This is a genomic window from Clostridium sp. J1101437_171009_A5, from assembly GCF_015547905.1.
GTDB classification, from domain to species: domain Bacteria; phylum Bacillota; class Clostridia; order Oscillospirales; family Oscillospiraceae; genus Pseudoflavonifractor_A; species Pseudoflavonifractor_A gallinarum.
Genome location: NZ_JADMVY010000012.1, coordinates 1 through 18,354 on the forward strand (window position 1 = coordinate 1; position 18,354 = coordinate 18,354).

Below are 18,354 nucleotides of genomic sequence, written 5' to 3' on the forward strand. Positions count from 1 at the left end.
TCACGACATGAAATCTGGTGCTGAAGGTGCTCACTTTTTTGGGGCCCTTTTGCTCACATTTTCGTTTGACAAACACAAGCACATTTTTACTCACAAAATTGTATGTGGAAATTGCGGTACCTACTTTGGCAGGAAAGTATGCAGCGCTACTCCTTATTGGATATGCCGCAAGCACAATCAAAGTAATCACGAATGCAGTATGGTGCAAATTCAAGAGGCCAAAATCATGGAGGCTTTTCTCCAGCTATATTATAATCTTAAGCACCATGGCGAACCGATCCTTACGAAGATGACCACCTCGCTCCAAGCCATCCGCAACCGCCGGATGCTCTGGAGCCTGGATGTCATTGAACTCAACAAGCAAATATCCGATCTTACCAGTCAGAATCAAATGTTGGCCATGCTGAAACAACAGGGCCTCATTGATCCTGACATTTTTATATCCCAGAGCAATGAGTTGACCGAGCAGCTCCGCAGTGTAAAGCTGAAAAAGGAGCGTCTTCTGGCCGTCGATGGCGACAACACCATCGCCCAAACAAGAGAGCTGATGGAAATCCTGGATGATGGCCCGGACTTCCTTGACAGCTTTGACGCAGAACTGTTCGGTGAGCTCGTTGAAACAATCATTGTGGAAAGCAACGAGCGAATCCGCTTCCGCCTGAAAAACGGGCTGGAGCTGGCCGAAACCATAGAAAGGACGGTGCGCTGATGGGCAATCGGAAGCAGCCGTTTGGCTACAGGGTGGTTATGGGCGAAATTGCCCTCCATCCGCAGGAATCAAAACTGGTAGAGTACATCTTCCAACAATACCTTGCGGGTGCCACCTACAACACCTTGGTAGAGGAGCTTCGAGAACAGTCAATTCCCTATGACGAGGGAAAACTATGGAACAAAAACATGGTTGCCCGAATTCTGGAAGACAGCCGCTATACGGGAGAGCGCGGCTATCCGCCGGTCATTGATCGAGAAGCCCTGGAGAAAGCGCTGGAAAAGCGAAGCGCAAAACAGACGGCAGCTCCCAAAACGGACACGCAGAAGCTCCTCCGCCGCTTCAGCGGGCGGCCATCGACAGCGCGCATGGAGCGGCAGGTGCTGGATCTGCTCAACAGCCTGATCATATCGCCGGAACAGCTCCGGTTTCCGGCAACAGCGCCGCCTGATCGATCCACTGAACTGAACCTGCAGCGTGAACTGGACAGGGTGATGGAATGTCAGCCAATCGACGAGGATGCCGCAAAGGCGTTGATCCTGTCCATCGCTGCGGCTCAGTACAGCGCCGTCGACTCCCGCGAATACGAAACGGTTCGTCTGCGCAGAGTGTTTTCCGGGCGTCAGCCCATGACTGCGTTGGATGCAGAACTGCTTCAAAGTTCCGTGTCCGCCATCCATTGTCATAACGATGGAAGTCTGAATATCAAGCTGAAAAACGGTCAAGTAATTGGGAAGGAGTGAAACAGCATGAGAGAAAGCCCGCCCAAAGTCATCACCATACCCGCAAAGCCGGAGGTCGCAAGCCGGCAGGCGATCCAGCGCCAGCTTCGCGTGGCTGCCTACTGCCGGGTATCCACTGATGACGAGGAGCAGCTCACCAGCTATGAGGCGCAGCAGAACTACTACACCGACAAGATCATGACCAACCGGGAGTGGACCATGGCCGGGATCTTCGCAGACGAGGGCATCACAGGGACATCGGCTCGGAAGCGGCCCGAATTCCTGAAGATGATCCGGCTGTGCAAGCAGAAGAAGATCGACATCGTCCTGACCAAATCCATCTCCCGCTTCGCCAGAAATACGGTGGACTGCCTGAATTACATCCGGGCCCTGCGGGAATTGGGCATTGCGGTCATCTTCGAAAAGGAGAACATCAACACACTGGAAGCCGACAGTGAGATCCTCATCACCATGCTTGGAGCCTTCGCTCAGGCGGAAAGCGAGAGCATCAGCGCCAATGTCCGCTGGGGCAAGCGGCAGGCAATGCGCGAGGGAAAAACAATCATACAGTATAACCGGCTGTACGCCTATGAAAAAGGCGAGAACGGCAAACCGAAAATCATCCAGGAGCAAGCAGATGTGGTTCGCTCGATCTATGACCAGTATTTGAGCGGAGCCAGCCTTCGGATGATCAAAGACAGGCTGGAAGCGGAGCAGATCCCAAATGTGACCGGAGGCTCCCAATGGACGATCACGGCGATCCGAAGCATCCTGACCAACGAGAAGTATTGCGGAGATGTCCTTCTCCAGAAGACCTACATCAGCGACTGCATCAGCCGCAAGGTCATCCGCAACACGGGGCAGCTCCCCATGTATCTGGTCCAGAATCATCATGAGGGCATCGTGGAGCGCAAAACCTTCGATGCAGTACAGGCAGAGATGGCGCGGCGCAGCGCCGGGAAAAGCCCTTCCAAAAAGAATGCCCCCACCGGGATGACATCCTATGCCAGCAAATACGCCTTGTCGGAGCGTCTTGTCTGCGGCGAATGCGGCACCCTGTACCGCCGCTGCACCTGGTCCAAGCAAGGCAGGAAGCGCATCGTGTGGCGCTGTGTCAGCCGGTTGGACTACGGCACCAAGTACTGCCACAACTCACCAACGCTGGACGAGGAACCGCTCCAGAGGGCAATCCTCGCCGCAATCAACTCCGTCATGAGCCAAAAGAGTACGCTGATCCGACAGATCACCTCTGCCATGGAGATGGAGCTGGCTCCGGTTCCAGGAGAGAGCATGAGCCTTGCCGATATTGAAAGGCGGTTGGGTGAGCTGAACGACCAGACCCGTGAGCTGGTGGCAGAAGCCGCCCGAGCGGAGGATGCCACCGCCTGCACCGCCCAGCTGAGGGCCATTATGAATGAAGCTGCCGCACTGAAAGAAAAGCGAGCCTTTATCGAGGAACAGCGCCAGAGCAACGCACAGGCCCTGCGGCGCATTGAGGATGCCGCTGCTGCAATGGCTCAGGCATCCACCCACATCAGCGAATGGGATGAAGCTCTCATCCGACAGCTGGTGGATACGGTCAAAGTCAACTCAGCGGAGAAAATCACGGTGTTCCTCCGCGGCGGCGTTCAGGTGGAGCAGGATATGATATAATAGGCAAAAGAAGGTGAACCGAAATGATCTGTGCAACCGGCGATACCCATGGCAACTTCCAGCGGTTTGCACCCGAACACTTCCCCGAGCAGGCTGGAATGACCAAGGAAGACTATATGATCATCTGCGGAGATTTTGGCGGCGTATGGGACGGGGGCAAGAAGGAGGGGCGCAATCTGGACTGGCTGGAGGATCTGCCCTTTACCACGCTGTTCATCAGCGGCAACCATGAAAACTTCGACCTGCTGAGAAAATATCCGACAGAGGAATGGAACGGCGGAAAGATCCAGCGAATCCGGCCTCATGTGATCCATCTGATGCGAGGGCAGGTCTTTGACCTGCAAGGATACTCCTTCTTCACCATGGGCGGTGCCAGGAGCCATGACATCGAGGACGGCGTTCTGAATCCCAAAGCGCCTGATTTTGAAGAACAATACTGGGCTCTTCGCAGAATGGACGCCCGCTTCCGGGTCAACCACCGATCCTGGTGGAAGCAGGAGCTTCCCAGTAAGACGGAGTATGAGGAAGCCCAGCACAGTCTGGAGCGCATTCAATATGAGGTGGACTATGTGATCACCCACTGTGCCCCCAGCAGTATTGTGGACATACTGGGAAATGGCGGCTATGTTCACGACCACCTGACCGACTTCTTGGAGGAAGTCAAAGAACGGGTCAAGTTCCACTACTGGCTGTTCGGACATTACCACGACAACAAAATCATCGACGACCGCTTCGTCCTGCTCTGGGAGCAGATGGTACAAGTGGTGTAACAGGCCAAAGAGAAACGCAGGAGGAACCTCCTGTGCTTCTCTTTGGCCTGTTTCTGAATAAGGCAGATTCTGCCGGAAAGGAGAAGCTATGAACATCCGCAAAAACATCGATTATTCCGCCATGTTTGCGGCTCTGGAGGCTGCGCTGAGCGCCGAGATGCCCCAGATGCAACTCTGCTGCGAACTGGGCCGTATCGTCTTTTCCCGGCCGGAGAAAGGCGCGGCAGTGGCCGCAGCCGAATATCTGCACAGCCGTTTCCCCGATGCTTCCGGCTTCTCCCCGCGCAACCTTCGCCGGATGCGGGAGTTCTATCGGATGTATAAGGACACCCCTGAATTACTGACGCTGGCCATGGAGATCAGTTGGACACTGAATGTAGTCATCCTGGAAGCAGACATGGAGCCGGAGGATCGGCGCTGGTATCTTCGTGCTGCTGGTCGTTTCGGCTGGTCAAAGGCAGAACTCCAGAGAAAAATCGATTCTGACGCCCATCTGGAAATCCAACTCGACGAATCTGATGTTCCGTGCTATACTGAATTGGAAAACAGCAATTTGGAGTGTTCATCGCATGATCAAGATACTTTTCCTCTGCCACGGCAACATTTGCAGAAGCCCGATGGCCGAGTTCATTATGAAGGATCTGGTGAAGAAAGCCGGTCTGGAGCCGAGCATTCAAATCGAGTCGGCAGCTACCAGCACCGAGGAGATCGGCAATCCGGTATATCCGCCAGCCCGCCGCAAACTGTCCGAGCATGGCATCGATTGCTCCGGCAAGAGAGCCCGTCAGCTCCTGAACAGCGATTACGAGAAGTACGATCTTCTGATTGGCATGGATCGAGCCAACCTGCGGAGTATGTACCGGATCTGCGGCGGCGATTTTGCCGACAAGATGCACCTGCTGATGGACTTTACCGACCGTCCCGGCGAGGTAGCCGATCCGTGGTACACCGACGATTTCGACACGACCTGGCGGGATGTGGAGGAAGGCTGCCGGGGATTGCTCCAAAAAATAATCAGCAAAGAGGTTCGGACGAGTGGACAAGCTGGTTGTCAAGGGAGCGGAAATTAGTGTACAATAAAACTTCGAGCGAGATGACTTTATCAGCTTGACTGACAGCGCCAAGCTGAAGGACAGTGACAATCCTCGCTACATTATCCAAAACTGGCTGTGGAACCGGAATACGATTGAGTTCCTGGGTGTTTGGAAATCTCTATACAACCCGTCTTTTAACTGTGTCGAATTCGATGCGTTTAGGAGTCAGGCCGAGCGGCTGGCAAATCCCAACGCCATCGCCATCAGCCAGATGGAAATCTTGATACAGGATCACCGCATCGAAGCTCTGGAGGCTCATAGCGGAGAACTGTCTCCCAGGGATTAAAAAAATTATATACCGGACGCTTGCGAATGGACGAAGGCTATGGCATCTATAGTGTTGCGATGTTCCATATATGGAAATCGCCGCAGTTTTTACTGCGGCGATTTTTTATTGTCTAACTAATAAGGCGCGGACAGCCAGCTGGCTGTCCGCGCCTTGTTTTCGCAGGTAACGGGATCGGATCCCTCCGTGTTACCAGGTCACGTATTTCTCACAGAACTGCTTGAGCATCACCGCGACCTGGGCGCGGGTCGCGCTGCCCCGGGGACTGAGCATCGCTTTCCCGGTCCCGTTGATGATGCCGGAACCAACCGCCCACTGCATCGCGGGAACGGCATACTCACCCAGCTCCGCAACGTCCGCATAGGAGAGGAGATTGGTGCTCTCTCCCACGCTCACATCATAGCCCTTATACTGCGCGTAGCGATACAGCATAGCGGCCATCTGCTCGCGGGTGATCGGATCGTCCGGACCAAATTTGTTGTCTCCGTATCCGGCGACGATCCCCTCGCTGGCGGCCCATCGGACCGCCTCGCCATACCAGGAGCCCTGGTCCACATCATCGAATGTCATGGCATAATTCACCACAGGACTGCCTTCCACTCTCCACAGAATGGTGGCAATCATGCTGCGCGAGGTGGTTACCTCGGGGCTGAAGGTGGTGGCACTGGTGCCCGCCATCAGGCCATGCTCGTAGACATAGCGTACCCCCTCTTCATACCAGGACCCTGCGGGCACATCCACAAAGGGCAGTCCGTCCGAGGTCATCTCCGCAAAAGAGGCCTTCACGGTAACGGCACCGGCCGGCATGGTAAAGGTGTACGTGCCATCCCCCTTGCCGTTGAGAGGGATCGTCTTTCCGGTCGGATCGGTGGCGGTCAGACTGGCGAGCCGGTAGCCTTCCTCCGGCGCGGGGGTCAGTGTGATGGCCGTGCCCGCGGTGGCCATGCTCCGGCTGGCAGTCACGGTTCCGTGGTCGCCGGATTCCACCGTGATCTTATAGCTGGGATTTCCCCCACCCCCGCCGCTGGTGTGTGTGCTGGTGATGTGCAGGGCATAGGCGGTGCTGCCGATATGCACGGTGATGACCGTTTCTCCTGCGCCAATAGGGATGTACTGGCTGCCGCTGCCGGTGAATTCCGTACCGTTGATGGTGACCTTCTCCCCGCTGCCGGAGATGGCGGTGACCAGGGTACCATAGTCGGAGATCCCGGAGATGGCATAGGTGAGCACCCCGTTTTCGTCCGGTTTGAAGTCATCTCGGGTCACAGGCAGCCCCTCAAAGGTGAGGCTGTCCTCGCCCGCCGCCGCGGCGTGGACCACCACGCGGCTGCCCAGACGGGTGAACGGGATCGTGCTGGTCTGCACGGTCTCGCCAAGCAGCGTTCCGCGGATGTCGGTGGTCTTGGTCTCCAGCACCTGGCCGTCCTCGTCCAGCAGGGAGGCCACCAGAGTCGCGGTGGTCTGATCCTGGAGCGAATTGTTCTTCAGCTCCACCACAGCGGTGGTGACGTCGGTATTGGTCTGCGTCACGTTCCGCGTGGTCTTTTCCCCGGTGCGGGCATATGCGCCGGTGAGCAGGACCGCGGAGGTGTTATTGCCGGTGGCATACTCCGCCATGGTCTGGCTGTTTTCCTTCACTTCCGCCTTGGCGTAGAGGTACACGCCGCTGGCGGGGACCTCCTCCTGCTGCAAGGTGTTGCACACATAATCCTTCAGATCATAGGTGAACTGGAAGGTCATGCTGCCCTGGTCCATGCGCCGCAGGGCGTCGCCGCGGAGGGTGACCGTGTTGCCGGATACGGATACGCCGTCCTGGCTGCCCTCCAGGGTGACCGCAGCGGCGCTGGTGTACTCGGAATCGGTGTAGAGGCTCAGCTCCACCGTGCGCCCCGTGTTCTCCAGCAGGGCTGCGGAATCGTTGTACAGGGTCACCTGGACGGTGCGCTTGCCCTCATGCTCACGGACCACCTCCATAGAGGAGATCCCCACGTCGTTGTAGTCCAGGTGGAGGGTGTCGCCGGCAAGCGGTCCGCTGCCGTCGGCAGTGATGGTATAGGTGGGATTGGCGATGGCGGCGCCCGTCTTGTACAGCACCGTCACGCTGGCGCTCTCGCCGGGGTTCAGGGCAACGGCATCGGAGGCATATCCGCCCACCTCCGCCTTCAGGCCGGTAAGCGGGGTGGTGCCGGTGTTGCGAAGGGTGAACCCGACCGGAGTGAAGGCGTTTACCTGCAGATTTGCATAGTCCACCGAGATGGCGTCCACCGACACGGCCTCCGCCGTCAGGCTGCCGCCGCCGGTGAGCAGCTGATCGGTGTCGGCGGGCACCGCATATCCGGCCACGTTTTCCGTTGCCGACTCACTGTACTGAGTGCCGAAGATGTAGGCGCTGATCTTGCCGTCGCTGTCCTTCCAGGCGCTGAAGGAGTTGGACAGGGTACGGCTGGGCAGGGTGACCAGAGGCTGAGGCGTGGAGAGATACACCTCTCCCCCGCTCTTGCACAGCTGGGTGCCATAGAGGACGCTGTGGTCGGCCTCGCCCTTGGCGTTGGATGCCGTCTCGGCCCACACCAGGGTCAGGCCGTGGACACTCTGGCCGCTCTCTTTTGCGAACTGGAAATTGGAGTTGATGTTCAGATTCTCCTCCTGGGAGATGGCCTTGACGCTGGCCGGGATGGCGTTTTCACTGCTGCCGTTGTAGAGCTGCCCATCGGCGCCCACAGCCTGCAGACGGATGTCGCCGCCGTCCTGCGTGCTGTACCAGCCCAGGACAAAGGAGCCATCCGCCGCCGCCACCTGGGGATTGGCGTCGGTCTCCTTATCGTTGGTGAGCACCACCAGATCGCCCAGGGTGCCGTCCTTCTCCACCACACGGTAGGCCAGCTCGTAGCCCTCCATGGGTTGATTCTCCGGGTCACTGGACCCGCGATCCAGGGTAAAGACCACGATGGAGGTCCCGTTCTCCAGCATGGCGGTTTTCAGGCCGACCACGCCGCCCTGGGACCCGTTGTAGGCCATCTTGGCGTCGCTCCAGCCGTTTCCGTCATAGATGCTGAAGCAGATGCTGTCTCTGGTGTCGAAAGAAGTCAGATCATTTGCATCCGAGGCATAGACGCTCCGCCAGAAGACCACAGCATGGCTGCCGCCCACCGCCGTCACCGGCGCCAGGTCGGGGGAGGCGTTGTCGGTGAGCTGCTTGGTGGTCCAGCTGCTTCCGCCGTCGGAGGTAGCAGCCACCATAATCTCGGTGCTGTTGAGCAGCTGCTTCTGCTCATCGGGGGAAATGGGATCGCCGGCGTTTTTGTCCAGATTGGTGCTCAGACGGGACCAGGCGGCCACGGTAAAGCCGCTGGTGCCGGAGAGCGAGGGGGACAGGTCGCCGAAGCCGTTGTTGGTGTCGTCCCCGTCGTCGTCGATGACCGCGCCCTCATCGCCCACCTTGCCGGCCCGGATGCGGCTGGCATAGAAGTCCTCGCTGTTGCCGTCGCTGATGTAGGCCGAGAGGCTGCCGTCGTCATTCACCACCGGCTCGGAGCCGGGGTTGGCGTCGCTCTGCACCACGGTAGCATCGCTGTCAAAGCCGGGGGTATTCCAGGCGCGCTCCCCATTGGCGTAGGCCTCCAGGTAGCTGCGGCTGAGCAGGGTGGGCGTACCCGCCAGAGACGTGGTGCTGGTGCCGTTTCCGCTCCAGTAGTCGTTGATGTACTGATAGTCGCCGAATTTTTCGTTGTAATTGACCTTGCCGGAGACCAGCGCTCCGTCATAGGAGATGAAGAGCAGCTTGACCACCACTTTGAGGCCCACCTCGCCTTCCACGCCGAGGGCCTGTCCGTTGCGCTGCTGGCCGCTGGTCAGATAGGTCCGGGAGAGGAACTGGTTGGTGGAGTCGCCGGTGAGCTTGCCGAACAGGCCGATTTTCAGCGCCACGATGCTGTAATCAAAGCCCACGCCGCCAAAGGCGCTGATATAGCCGTTGATGCGCAGGGTGGTGAGGAAATCGTTGACGGAGTCGGAGGCCTTGGCCTCTTCGCTCCAGCCGGAGGTATCCTTCACCTGGTCGGTGTAGACCGTGGCGGCCTTGTAGTCCAGCTGGAGGGACAGACCCGCGCCGAAGGAGGCGGTGATGGGGATCGGACCGGCAAAGAAGTTCACGTTGGCCTCAAAGCCCACGCCCGCACCAGCGGTAAAGCCGCCGCTCACCACACGGAAGGCCCACGCGTGCTGGTCGGTGTCGTAGTAGAACTGGCCCTCGTAGCAGCCGGTCAGCTGCGCGCCAAAGTCCAGGCCGGAGTTGGTGGTCTTCAGATAGTTCTGTCTCAGGTCCTGTCTGGGGTGGTAGTTGCCCTGGGCCATATCGCTGAGGTCGCCCACGCTGGGCACACCCACCTGCCGCTCGGTGTCCAGCAGCTCATAGTTCATGGACAGGCCGTCCTGGTCGTAGTCGAAGTCCTCCAGTTCCAGGCTGTCATAGCCGCCCCAGATGAGCACATTGAAGACCGTGCTGTCCTCCGTGGGGGTGATGAGTACTTTGAACAGGGGGTTGCTGGAATTGGCCACAGAGCGCAGCATCGAGGCGATATCCCCGTTAAAGGCGCTGCTGATGGAGCTGTTGCCAAAGGTGAAGCGGCTGCTGTTGCTGTTCAGGCCGTTCTGGAAGCTGCCCTGCATATCCAGCACCACCGCCTTGGCGTCCTCGTTGACCAGCTTCACATCGGTCAGGTCAATGACCTGGAAGGGCATGGACACATCCTTGAGCAGCTGGTCATTCTGGTACACACAGGCCCGGAGCTTGGCGGCCGTCTCGGGCTTGAGCCAGCCGGACTCCGTCATGGTCTTCTTGGTCAGGACCATGGTGTTGGTGACGATGGGGATGGAGGAGAAGGGGAAGGTGCTGTCCTCCACGGTCTGTCCCTCGGGTACAAATCCGTTTTCCCCGGTCATGGAGACCGTGGCCTTGCCATTTTCCGCCTCCACGCCCCAGAGCATAAAGCGGCTGGTGAGCTCGGCATACTTGTAGGTACTGTTGGGACCCACTCGGCCGGTGGAGCCCATGACATCCCGGATTTGCAGATCGGTTCCGCTCTCCTTGCCGTAGGCCATGGTCTGGGCGGTGAGGAAGGGCTGCTCCTCCTGGCCCTGGGGAACCTCCTCCAGGGTGACCACCGCACTGCCGGTGCGCAGGATGCGGTCGGCGGACATGCTGCCCTGGATGTTCACCAGAGTGGGATAATATTTGTTATTGTCCAGGTCACTGAGCTCGAACCAGTAGTCCAGCGCAGCGTTGGTCAGCTGTCCGGTATAGCCATCGGCCGCAAACTGGGTGGCGTCCATATACACCGTCAGCTTGCCGTCTTGATCGGTGGTGTACTTGCCGTCGGTGGCCCCAGAGATCAGGCTGCCGGAGGTGGGTCCCATCTGGGCGCTTTCACAGTAGTAGCCGCCCAGGTACACGCCGCCCCGGAGGGTGACGGTCTCGTTGGCAAAGGGTGTGCCGTCAGGGTTCACCAGGTACAGCTCCGCCTTGGCGGCGGGACGGAGGGTGACGGTGTTCAGGGGATAGAGCTGCAGCTTGGCCGCGTCCCGCTCCCCGCTGGAGAGAGCGCTGTTGAGAATGGTGCCCAGATTGGGCTCCTTCTCGCTGCCCGAGCGGAAATACACGTCGCTCTGGATGCCGCTGGGCTCATAGAGGGCCAGAAGGCCGTCCGCATTGGTTTGGACCGTCTTGCTCTCGCCCGCGCCGTTGGTGTAGGTGACCTCCGTGGTCACCGCGGGCGTGACCTGGAAGAGGTAGAACTTGTCCCGCAGGGTGTTCACATTCACGGTCACACTGTCGCTCATGCCGGTGGCCGCGTGGGTGGCCGTGATGGTGGCGGAGCCGTCCGTGGTGGCGGAGAGCGCCATCTGCGTCCGGGGCAGATAGGTCTCGTAGCTCAGATCCGCAATGTTGTCCCACAGACCGCCCTGGCGGTAGTAGATGCCCACGGCCTCCGGGTGGTCCGAGACCCACCGGATGCCGTCCCGGAAGCTGCTCCAGTTGTAGGCATCCGCGTTGATGCTCACGTACTCGATGAGGCCCAGCTCCTGGCGCAGCTCCAGAATGCTTTTGCTGTCCGTGGGAAGGCTGCCGCTCACCTTGGAGGTGTTATCCATGGTGATCGGGCCTTCCGGCTGGATCTCCAGCGCGCCGGAGCGGTAGACCCGCAGCACGATGGAGTCGGAGCTGGGGGCAAAGTTCGGGCTGCCGGTCTCATTTTCGGTAAAGGTGATGGTGTAGGTGTCGTAGAGGCCACTGCCCACCGCTGCCGGTGTAAAGCGCACCGTACCGCTGCCCCCGTCTACCGATGTGGCGGACAGGCACTGGCTGGTGACCTCTTCCGCCGTCGACGCACCGTCCGCCATACGGGCGGCGGACAGGGTGCCCTTTGCATCCGGATTGCCCGAGATGGTGCAGGTGAGCGCGGCGGTCTCTTCATCGGTGAGGTCGGTCTTGTCCGAGGTGATGCGCAGCTGGGTGGGCGGGGAGAGCACCGTAATGGACGAGGTGGCCGCGCGTTTCTCGGGGCTCTCCATCCCGACCTCCACGGTGTACTGGCTCTGGGGATAAGTCACCGGCAGGTCTGTGGCCGGGATAGTACAGGAGGTGATCCGCTCTCCCCCGGCCGTACTCTTCACCTCATAGCTCTTGCTGGGCTCGCCGGTGGCCTGCGTGCCCGCAAAGAGCTTGACGGTGAAGGTGATATCCTGTCCCGGATAGAGGTCAAAGACATTGGTGTTCCACTTCACCGTGGCGCTGCTGCCGCTCTGGAGCAGGGACTCCTGGGCATACTGGGGGATGCCCAGATACAGCTTGTCGCCGGCGGTGATGGTAAACTCCAAATGATTGGATTCCTTATCATCCTTTGTATCCTCCGGCGTACCGTTGTCGGCCACGTAGTAGAAGCTCACTTTGCCGGTTTTGGACTGGAGCTCGATCTGGCCCTCCTTGGTAATGGTGGCAACGGTTTCGTCTGTGCTGTGCCAGGTGCCGCTGGTGGCCGCCCCCTCCGGGCTGGTCTGCGCCTGGAGCTTGGGGATGGCTTCGTCGCTGAGGGCAATCGTGTAGTTGTAGTCCGGCCCAGCGCCGACCACACTGATGACCACATCGGCCACATCCACACGCCTGGCGATGGTGACCGATTTTGTCTCCCAGGGCACGGTCTCCCAGCTCTCTCCGTTCTTTACCTGGAGCTGGACGGTGACGTTCTGGTCCACCGTTGTGGGCGTGAGGGGGTACGGCTTTGCGGTGAAGGTGTAGGAGTCATTGGCCCCCTCCTCCATGGTAACCGTATGCTCCTGATCCGGGGCGCCGTTCACGCTGACGAGCAGCCGCATCAGGCCGGTGGGATCGGTCAGATATTCGCTGTACATCTGCTGATATTCGCCCTGCTTGGCCGAGATGGCGAAATTCAGCGCCTTGCCGCTCTCATCATAGGTGACATCCAGGTTCTCCACGGCATTCTTCAGAATGGGGGTATCCAGGGTCACGCCGGAGACGGTAACGTTATTCACCTCTTTGGCCTCGTTGCCCCAGTAGTCTGTGATGCCGGAGTTAGAGGCCACGCCCACGGTAAGGACACCATCATCCATTTCCTTGACCTCATAGAAGAAGGTGATGTACTTGCCGCTGGTGGAGCCGTGGAGATCTTCCAGCGTGTACGGAGTATTGTTGATGGTGATTTGGGTATCATTCGTGGCCTGAATGAACTCATCGGCAGTAATGGTAATGGGAATCACATCGCCGCTCCGGTAGGTACCCTGCGGTGCGGAGACGGTGAGGATGGGGGCCTCGCCGTCATTTACCAGTTCAAAACTGGACTTGGTGGTAGTGGCGGTATAGCCGTTTACATAGTAAACGTAGGTTTCGTCAAAGTCGCCGTCGCTGATCTGATCCCATTGTACCGTGTCATCCTTGCAGATACTTAATTTCAGAAGAAAATTCAGGGGATAGACCGCGGGGTAAGAGGACATCGTTGTGGAGATGATATTGTAGGAGATGTCCGCCGTCCCCCTGCCAGAGGGGAGGCTGAGCGGAAAACCGTTGACACTGTTTGCGTCGATGTAGGGGTTCGCGCCGAGAAGGACGCTCAGCGGCACGATCAGCGTGCGGTGCTGTTCCCCGGTGATATTTTGGTAATCATCGGTGTTCTCCTGCTTGATGGTGGCGGTGACGTGGGTGCGTATCGCGCTGTCGGAGTCGAGCGTGTCAAGGCACTGCTGGAGATAAGTCAGCGTCTGCTCCAGTGCCTCGAGATCGGTGCTCAACGCCAGCGAAAACCCTATTTGGCTAACGAGCTCGTAATCGATCTTGTTAGAAGAGGTCATCTCTTGGGAGGCGCTTGCAGAGCCTGGCATGGCCGGCAACGGATTGGAGATGGAAAAGTAGCCGTTCCAGCAGTCGCTCAGGCCGCTCCCGTTCTGGAAGAAGAAGCCCTGGGCGTCATAGAAGGACACATTCTGCCAGATATCCCCGAAGGAAATCTCACCAAATGAAAGATAATTTTTCCATGTTGTCGCATAATCCGAGATCCCAGGCGCACTAATGCAGAGATACAGCGGCCCGGTGTAATCATTCCTGAATGCATCTGTCGTCAGTGTGTACTCTGTTCCGTCCACCTGTGACATTTCCTCTGGGGTAAAAAAGTAAATGATTTCACCGCTGTTGTTCCCCAGAGAATAACGGTTGCTGGTCTGATCGGACAGGTAGACGGCAAGCCCACGGTTAAACATATTGCTCACAGACTCTTCGCCCCAGAATCCCATGGCCTTGAGCACATTGGAAAAATCCACCTTGAATTTGATCGAGAGGGTGGTGCCCTGCGGGATGGTCACGTCGGGGGTGCTGATGTAATAGGTGTCGTCCTTCACCTGCACGTTGCTGGTGTCAAAGACGACCTGATCGCGGTTGGCCGTCAGGGTCATGCCCTCGCCCTGGAGCTGCTCCAGCAGGCTGTTGAGATTCTCCAGGGTCTCCCCCTCGAAGGTGGCCCCAGTAAAATACTTCTCCTGCAGATACTGCAGCTGCCGCTCGATGGCGATGATGGTCTTGAGGTCCTTCAGGGCGATGGGCACCCCGTCCACCTCGGCCACCTGGGTGAGATCGGTGGCCGGATCGCTGAGCAGGGCCTCCATCTCCTCCAGGGTATAGGTCTCCCCGTCCAGGTCGATGGTCCGGTCGGTGACCAGATTGCCGTCCTCGTCCAGGAGACCCAGGGTGTCGAGCAGGTCATAGACCTCCTCATAGCTCTCGCCGGTGAACTGCTCCAGCTGCTGGAGCAGGCTTTCATTCCGTTCCGGCGGATTGCCCAACAAGCCGCCTACGGCGGCATAAGCCGTGGCCGGCAGCAATGACAGGGTCATGCAGACTGCCAGCAGCAGGCTCAACACTCTCTTCTTCACACACATTCCTCCTTCTATCCGTCCATCTGCATGGAATCCAGCAGCTCATTGATGGATGCACGCACGCAGTAGGCCCCATTGTCCCAGACCACCTCGCTGTCCACCAGCCGGGCGGTTTTAAACAGCTCCGGCGACGACAGCCTTCCAAACCGGATGGCGTGGACCCGCTGCTTCATGTCAATGACCGCCTCGCTGCCGTTGGGAAAACTCAGCTTGAGCTGATAGTTGGGAAGTACCTGTAAAGTGATGCCGGAGGCGTCCATAAGCTCTCCTCCTTTCGCACAAAAATAACAGCATAGGAACTCTGTATTTATCATACCGAGTTCCTATGCTGCGCACATCCCCCGAAAGGGGGATTTTGGGGGGAGTTATTTCAAAAGATCCACCAGTTTGCTCCGGCGGTCGATGTTGGTCTTGTTGAAGATACTGCGGATATGGCTCTTCACGGTCTCCTCCGAGATGAAGAGGCGCTTAGCGATCTCCTTGTTGCGCAGGCCCTCCGCCGCCAGCCGGGCCACTTCCCGCTCCCGCTCGCTGAGTTCGGTCATCTGATCCGGGTACTTCTCCAGCATGGCAAAGATCCGGCTCTCCTCCGCCCTGGTATAGTGGATCTCCATGGCTTTGATCTCCGCGATGGCGGTCTCATGCTTCTTTTTGATGGAGGGAAGCAGAAACAAAACCGAGAGATACTTTCGGAAGCAGGCCAGGAATGTATAGTTTTTGTCCTGCTCCGCCAGGGACAGCGACTGCTCCAGCCACTCCGCCGCCCGGGGGATCGCCCCCATGGACAGATAACACAGGGATAGGCCCACACACATGAAATTGCGCGTGGACAGGGAGATGAGACGGCTGTCCAGCTGGAGGGAGGCCTCTACGCTGGCAATGGCCCGCTTGTACTCCTTCTTCAAAATCAGGTCGGTGATGCGGTTGGTCTTGGCCATGAAGTTCGTAAAGGTGAGGTCCCCCAGCATGTCCGCCGCCCCTCTGGCCCAGGCGGCGGAGCGGTCCGGCTCCATCATGAGGCCCAGCAGATAGGTACGGACGGTCTCCGCCATCTGGGTGTTGATGGCGGTGTGCTGCAAAAAGGGATAGGCCAGGGCCTTGGTCTCCAGATATTCGATGGCCTTCTGCAGGGAGATCATGTCCGACTGGTAGATGGCGTTGATGCCCAGCAGCAGGGCCGCGCCGTAGGTCACCGTGGCGTTCTGCCACTGTTCCGACAGCAGCGCCGCCCGGTGGGCGTAGATGTCCGACTCGTCAAACCGCCCCTGGACGCTGAGGGCCTCGCCCAGGTAGAGCTCGTAGGCCCCGGCCCCGTGATTGCCGGTGAGGGGATTGTAGACCTCCAGCATGTCCCGCAGCTCCTCCGCCATCTCCATCATCTTCCCCGGTGTGCGGTAAAAGAGATACCACATGGAGGTGGTGCCGAACAGATAAGGCTCCCGCCGGTTGAAGAGCCGGGAGGGCTCGCTCATCCAGGCGGCAGCCTCCTGGTAACATGCCTTCATGCGGGGGATGTCGGGAAACTCCCGGAAGGCGGAGAGGAGATACCACTCCCCCATGAGCTGCCGGCTGCCGTTTTCCGCCAGGATCTCCCGGCTCTCCTCCAGCGCGGCTTCAAAGCCCCGGAAATCCGTACCTGCAAACAGGGCCAGGCACAGCCGCAGCATGGAGAGCGGGTATTGGGCCAATGTCTCCCGGGGACAGCGCTGCAGCACCCTGCGGGCCAGGGCGGTGTAGCTGATCGAGCCGAAGGTCTCCCCCAGGAGACCCACCAGCTCACAAGAGAGCAGCTGTTCGTCGTTGCCCGCCTGGAAAAAGCACTCCACCGCCTTTTTGTTGTTCCCGGTCCGGCGGTAGATGGTGCCCGCGGCCTCGTAGACCTGACAGCGGAAGTCCGGGGGCATGGATTCCAGCATCTCCAGCAGGAAATGCCGCAGCAGCTCGTGGGGGTAGCTGGTTCTGGCCCGGATGTCGTGGTGCATGAGAGGCGTGCGCACCAGGAGGTTCTGCAAAGCCGCCTCCTGACCGGGGGCAATGTCCGGCAGCTGTTCCTCCTGGATGCAGTCATACACCGCCACGCGCAGCAGCATCTCCTGCTCCTTGCAGGAGACTTTCCGCCAGAAAAATTCGTGGAGCAGCCCGTCCATATCGTGAAATTCCGGCAGCTTGTCGGGATTGTCCTGTAAGCTCTTCAAATAGAGGGCCACCGCGGCGGCCCAGCCCTCGGTATTGCGGTAGACCATGTCGGCCTGCTGCCGGGTCAGGTTCAGGCCCAGCTGCTGGGCATATTGCAGGATGTCCTTCTTGCCCAGCAGAAAATCCCGGGAATTCAGCCGGGAGACGCCGGAGCTGCTTTCAAAGACGGCCCGCAGCTTTTTAAAGTTCTGGGAGATCAGCACCACATGCAGGCCATCCCGGGGCCGGTCCGCTATCGCCTGCAGAAGGGGCAACGGCCAGTTGTCGCCGATCAGCTGAAAATTGTCCAAAATGAGATAGCAGGGTGAGGAGACCGAAAGGCGGGCCAGGATGTCCGCAGCGGCGCTGACATTGCTGCGGTTCAGAAAGCCAAGCCCCCGCAGTGCGGCGCCTGCGTCCGCGTCCAGGGTGCCGATCTGCCGGATAAACCAGTCCAGACTGGTGTCCTGCAAAAAGCTCACCGCTGTGAACCAGTGGACCTGCTCGTGAGGAATCTCCCGCATGGCCCAGCGGACCGCCGTGCTTTTCCCATAGCCCGCAGGCGCTTCGATCATGGTCAGACTGCTTTGATAGATGTGAGAAAGTTTCTGTTGGATATCTTGCGAAAAATAGAGCGTATCCATTTGCTCACCCCGTTCCTATCTTTTATTATAGGAAAAAAGGGGGGCCTTGTCACTCCCTCGAAAGGGGGATTTTGGGGAAGCGGGCAGCGCTGTGCGGCTGCGGCAGAGGCGCCTTCCGTCTTCGGAATCGTTCCTTTCCATGCACTCCGATCCGCCCTATATGAAACATCGGCCGCAGTTTTTCCTGCGGCCGATCTTCACATGCGCCCGGATCAAAACAGCTGTCCCGGCAGCCTTAATTTTTCCTTGGGCGGGAAGTTCCGGTCAAATTCCTCCGCCGCGGCCTCATCCACATAGTAGCCCTTCGGCGTGTGGTAGACCCCGGTGATGCCCTTCAAAAAGTCCGGCTGGAGCTCCCTGAGCAGGACATAGGGGACGATCTCCTGCTCCGGCTCCCCGTGGTAGTGGACGCCCCGGGTCCCGGCCACTACAAAGCCGGACTTGCCGTAGAAGTCGATGTTGCCCTCGATGCACAGGGCCCCCGCCCCCAACTCCCTGGCCCGCTCCATGGACTCGTCCAGCAGATATTTGCCCAATCCCTGCCGCTGGAGGTCCGGGCGGATGCTGATGGGCCCGAAGGTCATCATGGGGATCTCCCGGCCGTCATCGGCCACAATTTTGGCGCGCATATACAGCACATGGCCGATGAGCACTCCGTCCCGCTCCATGACCAGGTCCAGCTCGGGCACAAAGTCCGGGTCCCGGCGCAGCACATGGACCACATAGTGCTCCAGGCAGCCGGGGCGGTATACGTTCCAGAAGGCCTCCCGGGTGAGATGTTCTACGGCAGCGTAGTCCGCCGGTGTTTCCCGGCGGATGATGATATTGTCCTGTCTCATAGTTCCTCCTCGATATGGTGCGGT

General features: G+C 58.9%; 10 protein-coding genes and 1 pseudogene. 7 read left to right on the forward strand and 4 right to left on the reverse strand.

Going from position 1 to position 18,354, the window contains the following annotated elements; genetic code table 11:
• From I2C21_RS14235 to I2C21_RS14265, 7 genes and pseudogenes are all read left to right on the forward strand, one after another.
• The coding region (locus I2C21_RS14235; RefSeq protein WP_195279572.1) for a recombinase zinc ribbon domain-containing protein at positions 1-709 on the forward strand (709 nt) is incomplete at its 5' end.
• Between the two features lie 38 nt (positions 710-747).
• Entirely contained in the window at positions 748-1,452 is a 705-nt protein-coding gene (locus I2C21_RS14240) for a recombinase family protein (RefSeq protein WP_195279573.1), read from the forward strand.
• Positions 1,453-1,458: 6 nt separating this feature from the next.
• Positions 1,459-3,084, forward strand: a complete 1,626-nt coding sequence (locus I2C21_RS14245; RefSeq protein ID WP_195279574.1) for a recombinase family protein — start codon at positions 1,459-1,461, stop codon at positions 3,082-3,084.
• A gap of 23 nt (positions 3,085-3,107) precedes the next feature.
• Positions 3,108-3,854, forward strand: a complete 747-nt coding sequence (locus I2C21_RS14250; protein WP_195279575.1) for a metallophosphoesterase family protein — start codon at positions 3,108-3,110, stop codon at positions 3,852-3,854.
• Between the two features lie 166 nt (positions 3,855-4,020).
• A pseudogene (locus I2C21_RS17845) lies at positions 4,021-4,335 on the forward strand (DUF1016 N-terminal domain-containing protein); the annotation flags it as partial.
• An 88-nt stretch (positions 4,336-4,423) separates the two neighbouring features.
• Positions 4,424-4,924: a low molecular weight protein-tyrosine-phosphatase gene (locus I2C21_RS14260; RefSeq protein ID WP_195279576.1), complete on the forward strand. Its 501-nt coding sequence runs from the start codon at positions 4,424-4,426 to the stop codon at positions 4,922-4,924.
• A 37-nt stretch (positions 4,925-4,961) separates the two neighbouring features.
• The gene (locus I2C21_RS14265) at positions 4,962-5,234 is read left to right on the forward strand and encodes a hypothetical protein (protein WP_162609013.1); all 273 of its coding nucleotides are present in this window, start codon (positions 4,962-4,964) and stop codon (positions 5,232-5,234) included.
• A 189-nt stretch (positions 5,235-5,423) separates the two neighbouring features.
• On the opposite strand, the gene I2C21_RS14270 is transcribed toward I2C21_RS14265, so the two are convergent.
• The 4 genes from I2C21_RS14270 to I2C21_RS14285 form a co-directional block, all read right to left on the reverse strand.
• Positions 5,424-14,669: an S-layer homology domain-containing protein gene (locus tag I2C21_RS14270; RefSeq protein ID WP_195279577.1), complete on the reverse strand. Its 9,246-nt coding sequence runs from the start codon at positions 14,667-14,669 to the stop codon at positions 5,424-5,426.
• Positions 14,670-14,683: 14 nt separating this feature from the next.
• Positions 14,684-14,932, reverse strand: coding sequence for a DUF2442 domain-containing protein (locus I2C21_RS14275; protein ID WP_101691926.1), 249 nt, complete (start codon positions 14,930-14,932; stop codon positions 14,684-14,686).
• A gap of 105 nt (positions 14,933-15,037) precedes the next feature.
• On the reverse strand, positions 15,038-17,422 hold the full coding sequence (locus I2C21_RS14280; protein WP_195279578.1) for a LuxR C-terminal-related transcriptional regulator: 2,385 nt from the start codon (positions 17,420-17,422) through the stop codon (positions 15,038-15,040).
• 281 nt (positions 17,423-17,703) lie between these two features.
• Positions 17,704-18,330, reverse strand: coding sequence for a GNAT family N-acetyltransferase (locus I2C21_RS14285; RefSeq protein WP_195279579.1), 627 nt, complete (start codon positions 18,328-18,330; stop codon positions 17,704-17,706).
• Positions 18,331-18,354: the final 24 nt, after the last annotated feature.